We start from the raw sequence: 12,818 nt of genomic DNA on the forward strand, positions 1-12,818 counted from the left end.
GAATGTATGTAATCCATACGCCGCGTATGTCAATTGGCATACGAAGCGTATATGAATAAGGCCAGAACCATGCACAGACCCCGCAAGGAGATGATTGCCGAAACGCGCGCCAAGCTGATCACGGCGGCCCGCCACGCTTTCGGCACGATCGGCTATGCCGAGGCCTCGATGGATGATTTCACCGCCTCGGCCGGGCTGACGCGCGGTGCGCTCTATCATCATTTCGGCGACAAGAAGGGCCTGCTGCAGGCCGTCATCGCCGAAATCGATGGCGAGATGGCCGTCCGCATCCATGAGATTGCGTCGCGGGCGCCAAGCCGCTGGCAGCGTTTCGTCGACGAATGCACGACCTATATCGAGATGGCGCTGGAGCCGGAAATCCAGCGCATCATGTTTCGCGACGGTCCGGCTGTGCTCGGCGATCCGGCGCAATGGCCGAACGCCAATGCCTGCGTCGGCTCGATGACCGATCATCTGACGGCTCTGCAGCAGGAGGGGGTGGTCGTCCCCGGCGTCGACCCCGAAACCGCCGCCCGGCTGATCAACGGCGCCAGCAGCCAGGCGGCGCAGCGCATCGCCAATTCGAACGACCCCGAAGCGACGTCGAAGACCGTGGTGGCAGCCTTCCAGCAACTGCTTGAAGGCCTTCTCAAAAAACAGGGTTCGCAGCCGGCCTGAAATCTGGTCGGCCGAGACCCGGCATTTGCCGAGATTGACAATTCCCGGCCCGGGTTCATCCTCGCCGTCCATCTCTGAGGGGAGATTCGGGCGCATGTGGGATTTCGAAATCGGCAGGTCGGTGTCCATCATGATCAGGACATGGCCATTCATCGTCTTTCGCATGATCGTCTATTTCGGCATCACGCTCGCCTATATCGTGGCGACCGGCAGCGGCGCCTCGGTCGGCTATGGCGTCGGCCATATCTCCACCGATCCCGACGGGCCGCTTTCCTTTGCACTGTGGGGCGGCATCGTCGGCATCGGCATCGTTTCGATCGCGCTCTACTGGATCCGCGAATACATCCTCTACGTCGTCAAGGCCGGCCATATCGCCGTCATGGTGCATCTGATCGATGGCCGGGACGTTCCCAGTGGGCAGGACCAGATCGCCTACGCCAAGGACGTGGTGAAGGAGCGTTTCGCCGAGGCCAACATCCTTTTCGTGGTCGACCAGCTGGTCAAGGGCGCCATCCGCGCCATCACCGGCCTGATCGGCGGCATCGCCGCCTTCCTGCCCATTCCGGGCCTCGGCGGTCCGGTCGCTTTCATCAATACGGTGATCCGCCTGTCGCTGACCTATGTTGACGAGATCATCCTCGGCTACAACATCCGCATCAACTCGTCGTCGCCCTTCGAAACCGCCCGGCAAGGCGTCGTGCTCTATGCCCAGAACGGCAAGACCATGGTCAAGAACGCGGTCTGGCTGGCTGTCATCATGTGGGCCGTGTCCTTCGTCATCTTCCTTTTGATGCTGGCGCCGGCCGCCGCCATCATGTGGTTCATACCGGGGCAGCTCGGCGGCTGGGCCTTCGTGCTCGCCATCCTCCTTGCCTGGGCCTTCAAGGCGGCCTTCATCGAACCCTTCGCCATCGCCTGCCTGATGCAGGTCTATTTTAGGACTATCGAAGGCCAGGTGCCGAACGCCGAATGGGACCAGCGGCTGGCCGAGGCGTCGTCCAAGTTCAGGGAACTCAGGGACAAGGCGGTGGCTTCCTTCGGCGGCTCGCGCTGGACGCAGCCCGCGCCCGGGGTGTAATCCCTGTTGAACGTCGGGGCGGTGAGGCGTCAAACCATGGTCAAAGCGGCCGGGCGCGCCTATATCGGGTCATGGTCACCAGGCTCTACACCCATCCGATCTTCCTCGAACATCTGACGCCCCCCGGTCATCCGGAGCGGCCGGACCGCTTGCGCGCTATCGAGCGCGTGCTCGACGACGAGGCCTTCACCGCACTCGATCGGGTAACGGCGCCGCAAGGCGACGAGGCCACAATCCTCTACGCCCACCCCGAGGATTTCGTCGCCCGCGTCCGCGCCGCGATCCCTGAAAGCGGCATTGCCTCGATCGACGCCGACACCAGCGCCAGCCCGAAAAGCTGGCAGGCGGTGGTCACTGCCATCGGTGCGGCCAACGCTGCCGTCGACGATGTTTTCGAGGGCAGCGTCGCCAACGCCTTCGTCGCCGCGCGTCCGCCCGGCCATCATGCCGAAAAGACCACGGCCATGGGCTTTTGCCTGTTCAACACCGCGGCGATCGCGGCCCGCTACGCGCAGAAGAAACACGGCGCCGAGCGTGTCGCCATCGTCGACTGGGACGTGCATCACGGCAATGGCACGCAGGACATTTTCTGGGACGATCCCTCGGTGCTCTATTGTTCGACGCACCAGATGCCGCTCTATCCCGGCACCGGGGCTAAAAACGAAACCGGCGCCGGCAACATCGTCAACGCGCCGCTGGCGCCGCAGACCGGCTCGGACATGTTTCGCGATGCCTTGCTGTCGCGCGTCCTGCCGGCACTCGACAATTTCGCGCCCGATCTGATCATCATTTCCGCAGGCTTCGACGCTCACCATCGCGATCCGTTGGCCGAGATCAACCTCAGCGAGGACGATTTCGACTGGGCGACCGGCCAGTTGCTGGAACGCGCCGGGCGCCACAGCGGCAACCGGCTCGTCAGCCTGCTCGAGGGCGGCTACGATCTGCAGGGATTGGCATTTTCGGTCGCTGCCCATGTCGGGCGGCTGATGAAGGGATAAAGTATGGCTGGCGAAGCAAACGAAGACGTCAAGGCGATGAGCTTCGAGCAGGCACTCGACGCGCTGGAAAAGATTGTCGATGATCTCGAACGCGGCGACGTGCCGCTCGACCAGTCGATCAAGATCTATGAGCGCGGCGAGGCGCTGAAGGCCCATTGCGACCGGCTGCTGAAGGCCGCCGAAGACAAGGTCGAGAAGATCAGGCTGTCGCGTGATGGCAAACCGGTGGGAACGGAGCCGCTCGACGCGGAGTAGTGGAATGGGGCGGGCATAAAGCAGATAGGAGTTCAAGCATGTGCAGAAACATCAAGACCCTGTTCAATTTCGAGCCGCCGGCGACCCATGACGAGATCCGCGACGCCGCCCTTCAATTCGTGCGCAAACTGAGCGGAACGACGCGCCCCTCGCAGCGCAACCAGGCAGCCTTCGACCGTGCCGTCGAGGCGATCGCCGAATCGGCGCATGAATTGCTGCATTCGCTGGAAACCACGCATCATCCGCGCAATCGTGAAGAGGTGGCGGCCAAGGCAAAAGCCAAATCGGCGCTCCGCTTCGCCTGAGGACATCCAGATGAGTTTCTTCCCCGGCAAGGACCCTGAGCCTGGCGATGCCTTCGCCAGCGACCAGATCGAGCTCATGGTCATTCCAAACGCCAAGGACATTGGCGGCTTCCAGGTTCGTCGCGCTCTGCCGACGGCAAAGCGGCGGCTGGTCGGTCCCTTCATCTTCTTCGACCGCATGGGGCCGGCGATCTTGCGCGCCGGCCAGGCGATGGATGTGCGCCCGCACCCGCATATCGGGCTTTCCACCGTCACCTATCTGTTCGACGGCAATATCAGGCACCGCGATTCGCTCGGCACCGAGATGGTCATCCAGCCCGGCGACGTGAATTTGATGACCGCCGGCCGCGGCATTGTCCATTCCGAGCGCACGCCCGAAGAACTGCGCGGCGCGCCGATGTCGGTCTCCGGCCTGCAGACATGGCTGGCTTTGCCCGACGGCAAGGAGGAAGTGGCGCCGGTGTTCGAGAACACGGCCGCGCTCCTTCTGCCCGAGATCGACGCCGAAGGTGTTTCCGGCCGCGTGGTGATCGGCGATTTCCAGGGACTGCGCTCGCCGGTAAGAGCCGACACCGAGACGCTCTACGCCGATCTGAGGCTGGCGCCCGGCGCCAGCGTCAAAATTCCCGCCGACGCCGAGGAACGCGCCATCTACACGCTGGACGGCGATGTCTCGGTTTCGGGCGACCGTTTTCCGGCCGAACGGCTGCTGGTGTTCCGGCCTGGTGACGAGATCGTCGTGTCGTCCGAGCGCGGCGCCCATTTCATGCTCTTCGGGGGCGCTTCGCTCGGCTCTCCGCGCCACATCTGGTGGAACTTCGTCTCGTCGTCGAAGGAACGCATCGAACAGGCCAAGCAGGAATGGAAGACGGGCCGCTTCGATATCGTTCCTGGAGATGAGGAAGAGTTCATTCCGTTACCGGACAATTAACGTCAGCATCACCCGCGTCACTGACACGCATTTACATTCCGGCGACGCAGGCATATTTCGCCATGATCGACGCGCATTATAGCTGAGCAGGCCCTTTAACAGTGAACGCAACGCTGCATACGCCGCTTCTCGACAAGGTCCGCATTCCAGCCGACCTGAAGAAGCTTGACGAAAGCGAGCTGCCGCAGCTGGCCTCGGAGCTGCGCGCCGAGCTGATCGATGCCGTCTCGCATACGGGCGGGCATCTCGGCGCCGGCCTCGGTGTCGTCGAACTGACGGTGGCGCTGCACTATGTCTTCAACACGCCGGAAGACCGCGTGATCTGGGATGTCGGCCACCAGGCCTATCCACACAAGATCCTGACCGGCCGCCGCGACCGCATCCGAACGCTCAGGCAAGAAGGCGGCCTGTCCGGCTTCACCCGTCGCGCCGAGAGCGAATACGACCCGTTCGGCGCCGCGCACTCTTCGACCTCCATTTCCGCCGGCCTCGGCATGGCCATGGCGCGCGACCTCTCGGGCGGCCACAACAATGTCATTGCCGTCATCGGCGACGGCGCCATGTCCGCCGGCATGGCCTATGAAGCCATGAACAATGCCGGCGCGCTTGATGCCCGGCTGATCGTCATCCTCAACGACAACGACATGTCTATCGCGCCGCCGACCGGCGCCATGAGCGCCTATCTGGCGCGGCTCGCGTCGGGCAAGACCTATCTTGGCCTGCGCGATTTCGGCAAGAAGCTGACCTCCTATCTCGGCAAGCGCGCCGACCGCGCCATCAAGCGGGCGGTCGAGCATGCGCGCGGCTACGTCACCGGCGGCACGCTGTTCGAGGAGCTTGGCTTCTACCATATCGGCCCGATCGACGGCCACAATCTCGAGCATCTGATCCCGGTGCTGAAGAACGTCCGCGACCATGCCGACGGCCCGGTGCTGATCCATGTCGTGACCCAGAAGGGCAAGGGCTACGCGCCGGCCGAGGCCGCGGCCGACAAATATCACGGCGTCAACAAGTTCGACGTCATCACCGGCGCGCAGACCAAGGCCCCGGCCAATGCGCCGGCCTACACCAAGGTGTTCGCCGAGAGCCTGGTCCAGGAGGCCCGCCTGGACGACCGCATCGTCGCCGTCACCGCCGCCATGCCGAACGGCACCGGCCTCGATTTGTTCGGCGAAGCGTTTCCGACCCGGACCTTCGATGTCGGCATTGCCGAGCAACATGCCGTGACCTTCGCCGCCGGCCTCGCCAGCGAGGGCTACAAGCCCTTCGCCGCCATCTATTCGACCTTCCTGCAGCGCGCCTACGATCAGGTCGTCCATGATGTGGCGATCCAGAAACTGCCGGTGCGTTTCCCGATCGACCGCGCCGGTTTCGTCGGCGCCGACGGCGCCACTCATTGCGGCGCCTTCGACACCACCTTCCTGGCGACGCTGCCGGGCTTCGTGGTGATGGCGGCCGCCGACGAGGCGGAGCTTCGCCACATGGTGCGCACCGCCGCCTATTATGACGAAGGCCCGATCGCCTTCCGCTATCCGCGCGGCAATGGCGTCGGCGTCGACATGCCGGAGCGCGGCTCGGTGCTCGAAATTGGCAAGGGCCGCATCGTCAGGGAAGGCACCAAGGTGGCGCTTCTGTCCTTTGGCACAAGACTGCAGGACTGTCTGCTGGCGGCCGAGGAACTCGGCGCGGCAGGGCTTTCGACGACGGTTGCGGACGCCCGTTTCGCCAAGCCGCTGGACGAGGATTTGATCCGCCGTCTCGCCCGCTCGCACGAAGTGCTGGTGACGGTGGAAGAGGGGGCTGTCGGCGGTTTCGCCAGCCACGTGCTGCAGTTCCTCGCCCATGAAGGCTTGCTGGAAAGCGGTCTGAAAGTTCGGCCGCTGGTGCTGCCGGACGAGTTCGCCGACCACGCCAAGCCGGAAAAAATGTATGCCGATGCCGGGCTCGACGCGGCCGGCATCGTGCGCACCGTGTTCGTCGCGCTCGGCCATTCCGCGCGCGCGCAGCGCGCCTGAATCAAACCTCACGCAGCTGAAGCAGTTGCCTGTGCAAGCCTGACACTTTGTTAACGCTTCTCTTTGGCGTTTCGCTTACCGTCTCTTTTGGCCGTTTTTCAACGCCGCCCTGCTAGAACTGCCTCCAGGCAGGGAGTTAAAAACAATGCGAACGCTTCTGTGCGGCGCGGCCCTTTTGGCCGTCATCGCCGCGCCGGCCATGGCCGAGACGCGCTATGACCGCAAGCTCGAACAGGCGGTGGCAGGCATCGTCGCCCGCAAGATGGGCGATATCAGGGGCGCTTTTTCCTACAAGCAGGTGCCGCAGCTTGTCGTCGTGCCGGACGCACCAGTCGTTGCTGTCGAGCGCCCGCGCAAGCAGGCTTCAGATGACGGAAGCGACGGCCTGATGCCGGCCGTTGAACGGCAGGTCTCACGGACGATCTTCTAAAACCACATATCGCGCACGCAGCGCCCATCGCGCGGCAGGTCGTCATAAGTGTCCAGCCCGTCGAAATGGTCGATCGGCAGGTCGGCGACCGCCTCCGGCGGTGCCAGCCTGACATTGACGGCGATCCGCGTGCGGCCGCTGTCGCTGCGGCGCAAACCGCGCCAGGCAAGCACACAGGCACATGTCGGGCAAAACAGTATTTCCAGCGACGGCGTCTCCTTGCCAGCGCGGGTGTAGGACTGCACAGGCCCCACAAGCCGGATACGCTCGTCGACAAAGTCATAGGCCCAGAGTGTGCCATAGCGGCGGCAAAGCGTGCAATTGCAGGCCGTGATCGGGCCGGGATCGCCTTCCAGGGTCCAGTGGGCGGCGCCGCAATGGCAGGTTCCCGTCAGCATTCGTCTTCCTCCGCATTGCCTGAGCCTCTACATCTTGCCGGACTGGCTGCGCTATTCAACCGGGCGGACTGGCTTGCGGCCCGGGTCTCGACGTCCTCCTATGCCAATGTCCTTGCCTTCGCGGCCGGCTTTCGCCATGAAGGCCGATGAACTCCCCTCTGCCAGCCAGCACACGCCAGCGGCTCGACGAATTGCTCGTCCAGCGCGGCCTGTTTGCGAGCCGCTCGCGCGCCCGCGACGCGGTCGAGCGCGGCACCGTGACGGTCGACGGCGTGGTCGCCCGCAAGCCCGGCCAGACGGTTCTGCCGCACTGTCTCATCGTCATCGACGACCCGGCGCAGGGTTATGTCTCACGCGCGGCGCTGAAGCTGATCGCCGGGCTCGACCATTTCAGTCTCGATCCCGCGGGCAGTGAAGCCCTCGATATCGGCGCCTCGACAGGCGGCTTCACCCAGGTGCTGCTCGAACGCGGCGCGGCCCATGTCACTGCCATCGATGTCGGCCACGGCCAGATGCATCCCGGTGTCTCGTCCGACCCGCGCGTCACCGTGATCGAGGGCCTCAACGCTCGCGAGCTCGCGGCTGCCGATCTCGGCGGCCGTATCCCCGATTTCATCGTCTCCGATGTAAGCTTCATCTCGTTGAAACTGGCGATGCCACCGGCGTTGGCATTGGCACGGGACGGCGCTCGTGCGGTGTTTCTGGTCAAGCCGCAATTCGAGGCCGGCCGCGAGGCGATCGGCAAGGGCGGTCTTTTGAAAGACCCTTATGACGCCGCCCGTGTGGCCGGCTTGCTGCAGGAATGGCTCGAAGGCGTCCCTGGCTGGCGTACATTGGGCTTGCACATGTCGCCGATCGAAGGCGGGGACGGCAACCGCGAATTCCTGCTTGCCGGGATCAAGGATGCCGGGACCAAGGATGCCGGGACCAAGGACCGATGAGCACGGGCTTCACCATCAAGAGACTGGGTTCGCAGGGCGACGGCGTCGCCGAGACGGAAACCGGCGAGCTGTTCATTCCCTTCACCCTGCCCGGCGAGACCGTCACCGCCGCGCGCGAGAGGGATCGCGCCATGCTGATGGCGGTATTGGAGACGTCGCCGCTGCGTATCGATCCGGCCTGCCGGCATTTCACCGAATGTGGCGGCTGCGCCGTCCAGCATCTGCAAGCCGACGCTTACCAGCAATGGAAACGCGACAAGGTCGTGCATGCCTTGAAAGGCATTGCCGGCGACATCGGCGCCCTGGTGCCGTGTGCGCCACACACACGCCGCCGCGTCGTGCTTGCCGCCAGGCGCGCCGACACAGGCATGCTGCTTGGCTTCCATCGCCATCTGTCGCCGGAAATCATCCCCATCGAGGAATGTCCGATCTCGCTGCCGGAGATCGTTGCCGCGCTCGATCGCTTGAGGTCGGTCGCCGACCTGGTTTGCGCCACCACCAAATCGTTCCGGATGGCGGTCACTGTGACGGGCTCGGGGCTTGACGTCGCTGTCTATGAGTCGGGCAAGCTGGGCGAGAACCAGCGCCGGGTCGCCTCCAACTTCATCATGGCCAATGGCTTTGCCCGGCTTTCGATCGACGACGAGATTGTCATCGAGCCGAAAAAGCCGGTGGTCATGTTCGGCACCGTCGCTGTCGCCATACCGCCTGGCGCCTTCCTGCAGGCAACGCAAGCCGCCGAACAGACGATGGCCGATCTCGTTGGCGGACATCTGAAGCGTGCCAGGAAAGTCGCGGATCTTTTCGCCGGCTGCGGCAGCTTTGCGCTTCGGCTGGCGGCCAAATCCGAAGTCCACGCGGTCGAAGGCGACGCGGCAGCCCTTTCGGCGCTCGACCGCGGATCGCGCTTCGCCACCGGCCTGAAGCGGGTAACCGGCGAACGCCGCGACCTGTTCCGGCGGCCGCTGACGTTCAAGGAGCTGAATGCTTTCGATGGCGTCGTCTTCGACCCGCCGCGCGCCGGCGCCGAGGACCAGTCGAAGCAGATCGCCCGCTCGGATGTGCCGTTCGTCGCCGCCGTCTCCTGCAATCCGGTGACGCTGGCACGAGACCTGCGCATCCTGATTGACGGCGGCTACATCTTGAAGAGCGTCACGCCCATCGACCAGTTCCTGTGGTCGCCGCATGTCGAGGCCGTGGCGCTGCTGGAGAAGCCGAAACGGCGACGTTAATCCGCCGATTTTCACAAGGCCGTGCTTGAGTTTGCCGCCCCCCGCAAGACGTAGCCGGCTGGCAAACTAGCCTTCGCGAACGCTTTCGTACCCGGCCGCTTGTGCGGCCTTGATGAACTTACGGTCGAAGGACACAAATGCTGAGCAGTGCGAGGACTTGCCCAGATGGAGCGCATCGGCGAAATCCATTCCCGTCTCGGCTAGATCGACCGCGGAAGAGACCATCGCAGCATCCTCTATCTCGACAGTGGGAAGCCCGCCGAACACCCGCAGTGCATTGACGATCGAGGCCTGATCATAACCATAGCCGCTGCGCAGCACCCACTCAGCCTCCAGGATCACCGTGACGGCGACGAAAACGGGCTGACCGTCGATCAGCCGCCGGGCTCGCGGGGACTGCTCGGGATCGTCGTTCGTCAGATACCTGACGACAACGTTGGTATCAATCGCGAGCATGGCGCCGCCGTGCTTCAGCAAGGACGGCCGCGTCCATCTCCTCCAAGGTCTTCGGTCTGCCACTGTGCGGCAGGACACCAAAGACATCTTCTGGTCGTGTCGGGGCAAAGGCAGGCGCCGGTCTCAAAAGTACACCGTCCGGTGTGTCTTCGACCTGCAGGCGCGTGCCCGCGCCCCAGTCCCTCCGTTTGCGGATAGCGCTGGGCAGGATGACTTGTCCCTTGGTCGAGACGGTCGTTATAAGCTTTTCTATTGCACCCATTGCGGTATTACCCTTGTGTAAGACAAAGGTAAGATATCCCTGTGAGGGGAACTATTCAAGCCCGCCGACGTCTCCTCGCTCAAACCCTGGTGCCGCCGACCGTCATCTGGTTCATCCTGAGATGCGGCTGGCCGACGCCGACCGGCACGCCTTGTCCGGCCTTGCCGCACATGCCGATGCCGGTGTCGAGTTTCATGTCGTTGCCGATCATCGACACACGGTGCATGGCGTCCGGTCCGTTGCCGATCAGCATGGCGCCCTTGATCGGCTGCGTCACCTTGCCGTTTTCGATCATGTAGGCCTCGGTGCAGCCGAACACGAACTTGCCTGAGGTGATGTCGACCTGGCCGCCGCCGAAGGATACGGCATAGATGCCGTTCTTGACCGAGGCGATGATCTCATCCGGCTCCATGTCGCCCGCCGTCATATAGGTGTTGGTCATGCGCGGCATCGGCTGGTGCGCATAGCCTTCGCGCCGGCCGTTTCCCGTGGCTTTCATGCCCATCAGCCGGGCGTTCTGGCGGTCCTGCATGTAGCCGACAAGCTTGCCGTCCTCGATCAGCACATTGCGGGCCGAAGGCGTGCCTTCATCGTCGACGGTCAGCGAACCCCGCCGCTCCGGCATGGTGCCGTCATCGACCACGGTAACGCCCTTGGCGGCGACCTGCTGGCCGAGCAGGCCGGCAAAGGCGGAGGTCTTCTTGCGGTTGAAGTCGCCCTCCAGCCCATGGCCGACGGCTTCGTGCAGCATCACGCCTGGCCAGCCGCTGGACAAAACGATGTCGAACGTTCCGGCCGGCGCGGGAATGGCTTCGAGATTGACCAGCGCCTGCCTGAGCGCCTCCCTGGCCGCATGCTTCCAGGCGTCCTCGACCAGGAACTCGCCGAACGCCTTGCGCCCGCCCATGCCATAGGAGCCGCTTTCCTGGCGGTCGCCGTCGCCGACGACGACGGAAACGTTGATGCGGACCAGCGGGCGGATGTCGCGCACGATCTGGCCGTCGGCGCGCACGATCTCGACATGCTGCCAGGACGCCGCGAGCGAGGCCGTCACCTGGCGCACGCGCGGGTCCTCGGCGCGCAGCCATGCGTCGATTTCCTGCAACAGCTTGGCCTTGACCTCGAAGGAGGGCGAGGGGATCGGGTTCTCCTCGCCATAGAGATGGCGGTTGGTGCGCGCGGGTGCCGCGGCAAGCGTGCCGGAATAGCCGCCCCTGACTGTCGAGACGGCGTCGGCGGCGCGCAGCAGCGACGCCTCCGAAAGATCGCTGGAATGAGCGTAGCCGCTGGCCTCGCCGGCCACGGCGCGCAGGCCAAAACCCTGGTCGGTGTTGAAATTGGCGGTCTTCAGCCTGCCATTGTCGAACATCAGCGCTTCGCTCTCGCTGTATTCGAGGAACAGTTCGCCGTCGTCGGCGCCGTTCAGTGTGTCGGCGACGATCCGCTTGATGCGATCATCTGAAATGTCGAATTGGCCGGTCAGGCTGTTCATGGCAGGTCCGCTCACAGGAGGAATGGTGTTGCCACGATGTAGGCGCGAAGACGCGCCTGCACAATCCGCAATGACGATCCGCAGCAGGTAGGAGCGGGTAGCCCCGCCCCTGAACATGACATCCATCTTGAAGTTCGACCCGTCACCCGAAAAGGCCTTCACCCAGCGATATTTCTTGTTCCATTCATTGGCCTGGTCGGCCGTGAAGGGGTCGGTATAGCCCGAGGAGAACTGGATCGACTTGCACTTCTCATGGTTTTCGCAGCCATAGAAGTAGATGACATATTTCATGCCCTGAAGCCGGCCCGAGACCATCGGATCGCCCCGTCGTCCTTGTCCATCTTGGCCGAGCCATAGCCTTTCGCAAGCTCGAAAATGACGGCCGGATCGGGCGCCGTGATGATTTCGGAATCCTCGGCAAAGGCGACGGAAACGGCGCCGGTCAGGATTAGACCGGTCGACAAAAGCAAAGAACAAGCACGCATGATGACCCCCACAGCCAAAGATCAAACCCGTGGGAATTGTGAGGAAAGACGGTTTCGCAAGCATCAAGCTCAGGGCAGGGCGGCAAAACCGTCGGCGAAGCCCTTGAGGTCGACGGGGATGCCGATGCCTTCTTCCGGCGTCTGGAAGACGATGAAGGTGGCCGACGTCCCGGTCTTCAGCGTATCGAGCAGCGGCTTTTCGAGAATGACCTCGGCATAGCAGCCGTCTTGGAAGCAGCGCACGAAATAGGCGCGGCCAATATCCTTGCCGTCGACATTGAGGCCCAGGCCATTGGGCAGCAGAACGCCGAGCGGGGCCAGCACGCGCAGGATCTCGGCCTTGTTGTCGGCGGTGCGCAGGACGACGACGGACAGTCCCATTTCCGGGCGATCCTCGGCAACGACGTTCTGCATCATCACGCATTGTTCCGAGGTGGCGCCGGCCGGCGTGTCGCAGATGATCGACCACGCGCCATGCGTTGACTTGACCGTGCCGCTGGGCTGCGCTGCATTGGCGACGCCGGTTGCGGACGAGCCGATACCGATCAGGGCGGCGAGAAAAACGACCTTCGCCCCGCTTCTCGAAAGCCAAGCGCTTTTCGAATGCCAGGCGCTCTTCGAATGCCAGGCGTTTCTCGAAAGCCAAGAGGTCATGACGGCTCCATTGCGAATCACGGCACTTTAAGCCGCGCCAAGGCCAAGTAAAGGATAGGGCGACCGCCGGTCAGCCCCGGCAGGCGCAATAATGCGCTTTTCCCTAGCAAATTCGCCCGAATTGCGACCGTCGGGCGCATTCCTGACACAAGCCCGCATAGCCTGTCTGTCGACGACCCGCGCGGGCCACGAGGCCGTCGAAACAGCG

Annotated in this window: 16 protein-coding genes; 10 read left to right on the forward strand and 6 right to left on the reverse strand. The window is 63.7% G+C overall.

All coding sequences use genetic code 11. The features are described from left to right. The first annotated feature begins 69 nt into the window (after positions 1-69). The 8 genes from ACYG9Z_RS21135 to ACYG9Z_RS21170 all read left to right on the forward strand — a co-directional run bounded on the left by ACYG9Z_RS21135 (position 70) and on the right by ACYG9Z_RS21170 (position 6,690). Complete coding sequence (locus ACYG9Z_RS21135) at positions 70-678, forward strand: TetR/AcrR family transcriptional regulator (protein ID WP_023732099.1); 609 nt, start codon at positions 70-72, stop codon at positions 676-678. Positions 679-772: 94 nt separating this feature from the next. After that, positions 773-1,756, forward strand: a complete 984-nt coding sequence (locus ACYG9Z_RS21140) for a hypothetical protein (protein ID WP_023698510.1) — start codon at positions 773-775, stop codon at positions 1,754-1,756. A gap of 71 nt (positions 1,757-1,827) precedes the next feature. Next, complete coding sequence (locus tag ACYG9Z_RS21145) at positions 1,828-2,754, forward strand: histone deacetylase family protein (RefSeq protein ID WP_023685412.1); 927 nt, start codon at positions 1,828-1,830, stop codon at positions 2,752-2,754. 3 nt (positions 2,755-2,757) lie between these two features. Further along, positions 2,758-3,009 (forward strand): exodeoxyribonuclease VII small subunit, encoded by a 252-nt coding sequence (locus tag ACYG9Z_RS21150; RefSeq protein ID WP_023668433.1) that lies wholly within the window; start codon positions 2,758-2,760, stop codon positions 3,007-3,009. Positions 3,010-3,047: 38 nt separating this feature from the next. After that, on the forward strand, positions 3,048-3,314 hold the full coding sequence (locus ACYG9Z_RS21155) for a DUF2277 domain-containing protein (RefSeq protein ID WP_023668432.1): 267 nt from the start codon (positions 3,048-3,050) through the stop codon (positions 3,312-3,314). A gap of 10 nt (positions 3,315-3,324) precedes the next feature. Next, positions 3,325-4,245 (forward strand): pirin family protein, encoded by a 921-nt coding sequence (locus tag ACYG9Z_RS21160; RefSeq protein ID WP_023687141.1) that lies wholly within the window; start codon positions 3,325-3,327, stop codon positions 4,243-4,245. 101 nt (positions 4,246-4,346) lie between these two features. Then, positions 4,347-6,260 carry a 1-deoxy-D-xylulose-5-phosphate synthase gene (gene dxs / locus ACYG9Z_RS21165; protein WP_023668430.1) on the forward strand — a complete coding sequence of 638 codons (1,914 nt, stop codon included), beginning with the start codon at positions 4,347-4,349 and terminating at the stop codon, positions 6,258-6,260. A gap of 145 nt (positions 6,261-6,405) precedes the next feature. Further along, entirely contained in the window at positions 6,406-6,690 is a 285-nt protein-coding gene (locus tag ACYG9Z_RS21170) for a hypothetical protein (RefSeq protein ID WP_023668429.1), read from the forward strand. Here ACYG9Z_RS21170 and ACYG9Z_RS21175 read toward each other — a convergent pair. Continuing rightward, positions 6,687-7,088 (reverse strand): GFA family protein, encoded by a 402-nt coding sequence (locus ACYG9Z_RS21175; protein ID WP_023692079.1) that lies wholly within the window; start codon positions 7,086-7,088, stop codon positions 6,687-6,689. The two genes, ACYG9Z_RS21170 and ACYG9Z_RS21175, sit on opposite strands and share 4 nt — an antisense overlap. Before the next feature lie 146 nt (positions 7,089-7,234). On the opposite strand from ACYG9Z_RS21175, the gene ACYG9Z_RS21180 reads away from it, so the two are divergent. Together ACYG9Z_RS21180 and ACYG9Z_RS21185 are read left to right on the forward strand one after the other, a co-directional pair. After that, entirely contained in the window at positions 7,235-8,029 is a 795-nt protein-coding gene (locus ACYG9Z_RS21180; protein ID WP_023702017.1) for a TlyA family RNA methyltransferase, read from the forward strand. Next, complete coding sequence (locus ACYG9Z_RS21185; protein ID WP_023668426.1) at positions 8,026-9,261, forward strand: class I SAM-dependent RNA methyltransferase; 1,236 nt, start codon at positions 8,026-8,028, stop codon at positions 9,259-9,261. The genes ACYG9Z_RS21180 and ACYG9Z_RS21185 overlap by 4 nt, the downstream gene beginning before the upstream one ends. Before the next feature lie 66 nt (positions 9,262-9,327). Here the strand turns inward: ACYG9Z_RS21185 and ACYG9Z_RS21190 are convergent, their stop codons facing one another. The 5 genes from ACYG9Z_RS21190 to ACYG9Z_RS21210 all read right to left on the reverse strand — a co-directional run bounded on the left by ACYG9Z_RS21190 (position 9,328) and on the right by ACYG9Z_RS21210 (position 12,610). Further along, positions 9,328-9,717: a type II toxin-antitoxin system VapC family toxin gene (locus ACYG9Z_RS21190; RefSeq protein WP_023687145.1), complete on the reverse strand. Its 390-nt coding sequence runs from the start codon at positions 9,715-9,717 to the stop codon at positions 9,328-9,330. Beyond that, positions 9,704-9,979 (reverse strand): AbrB/MazE/SpoVT family DNA-binding domain-containing protein, encoded by a 276-nt coding sequence (locus tag ACYG9Z_RS21195; protein WP_081725433.1) that lies wholly within the window; start codon positions 9,977-9,979, stop codon positions 9,704-9,706. The genes ACYG9Z_RS21190 and ACYG9Z_RS21195 overlap by 14 nt, the downstream gene beginning before the upstream one ends. A 79-nt stretch (positions 9,980-10,058) precedes the next feature. Further along, a complete protein-coding gene (tldD, locus tag ACYG9Z_RS21200) occupies positions 10,059-11,762 on the reverse strand; it encodes a metalloprotease TldD (protein ID WP_023816786.1) in 1,704 nt (567 codons plus the stop codon). Further along, positions 11,759-11,956 (reverse strand): hypothetical protein, encoded by a 198-nt coding sequence (locus ACYG9Z_RS21205; RefSeq protein WP_155923284.1) that lies wholly within the window; start codon positions 11,954-11,956, stop codon positions 11,759-11,761. The genes tldD and ACYG9Z_RS21205 overlap by 4 nt, the downstream gene beginning before the upstream one ends. A gap of 69 nt (positions 11,957-12,025) precedes the next feature. Then, entirely contained in the window at positions 12,026-12,610 is a 585-nt protein-coding gene (locus ACYG9Z_RS21210) for an invasion associated locus B family protein (RefSeq protein WP_023668422.1), read from the reverse strand. Positions 12,611-12,818 lie beyond the last annotated feature (208 nt).

It is taken from the genome of Mesorhizobium sp. RSR380A, from assembly GCF_054719385.1.

What these genes read in the sequence shown, in the direction of transcription:
- ACYG9Z_RS21135 (WP_023732099.1), top strand. Translation starts at nt 70, where the DNA reads ATGCACAGACCCCGCAAGGAGATGATTGCCGAAACGCGCGCCAAGCTG.
- ACYG9Z_RS21140 (WP_023698510.1), top strand. Translation starts at nt 773, where the DNA reads ATGTGGGATTTCGAAATCGGCAGGTCGGTGTCCATCATGATCAGGACA.
- ACYG9Z_RS21145 (WP_023685412.1), top strand. Translation starts at nt 1,828, where the DNA reads ATGGTCACCAGGCTCTACACCCATCCGATCTTCCTCGAACATCTGACG.
- ACYG9Z_RS21150 (WP_023668433.1), top strand. Translation starts at nt 2,758, where the DNA reads ATGGCTGGCGAAGCAAACGAAGACGTCAAGGCGATGAGCTTCGAGCAG.
- ACYG9Z_RS21155 (WP_023668432.1), top strand. Translation starts at nt 3,048, where the DNA reads ATGTGCAGAAACATCAAGACCCTGTTCAATTTCGAGCCGCCGGCGACC.
- ACYG9Z_RS21160 (WP_023687141.1), top strand. Translation starts at nt 3,325, where the DNA reads ATGAGTTTCTTCCCCGGCAAGGACCCTGAGCCTGGCGATGCCTTCGCC.
- ACYG9Z_RS21170 (WP_023668429.1), top strand. Translation starts at nt 6,406, where the DNA reads ATGCGAACGCTTCTGTGCGGCGCGGCCCTTTTGGCCGTCATCGCCGCG.
- ACYG9Z_RS21175 (WP_023692079.1), bottom strand. Translation starts at nt 7,088, where the DNA reads ATGCTGACGGGAACCTGCCATTGCGGCGCCGCCCACTGGACCCTGGAA.
- ACYG9Z_RS21180 (WP_023702017.1), top strand. Translation starts at nt 7,235, where the DNA reads ATGAACTCCCCTCTGCCAGCCAGCACACGCCAGCGGCTCGACGAATTG.
- ACYG9Z_RS21185 (WP_023668426.1), top strand. Translation starts at nt 8,026, where the DNA reads ATGAGCACGGGCTTCACCATCAAGAGACTGGGTTCGCAGGGCGACGGC.
- ACYG9Z_RS21190 (WP_023687145.1), bottom strand. Translation starts at nt 9,717, where the DNA reads ATGCTCGCGATTGATACCAACGTTGTCGTCAGGTATCTGACGAACGAC.
- ACYG9Z_RS21195 (WP_081725433.1), bottom strand. Translation starts at nt 9,979, where the DNA reads ATGGGTGCAATAGAAAAGCTTATAACGACCGTCTCGACCAAGGGACAA.
- tldD (WP_023816786.1), bottom strand. Translation starts at nt 11,762, where the DNA reads ATGAAATATGTCATCTACTTCTATGGCTGCGAAAACCATGAGAAGTGC.
- ACYG9Z_RS21205 (WP_155923284.1), bottom strand. Translation starts at nt 11,956, where the DNA reads ATGCGTGCTTGTTCTTTGCTTTTGTCGACCGGTCTAATCCTGACCGGC.
- ACYG9Z_RS21210 (WP_023668422.1), bottom strand. Translation starts at nt 12,610, where the DNA reads ATGACCTCTTGGCTTTCGAGAAACGCCTGGCATTCGAAGAGCGCCTGG.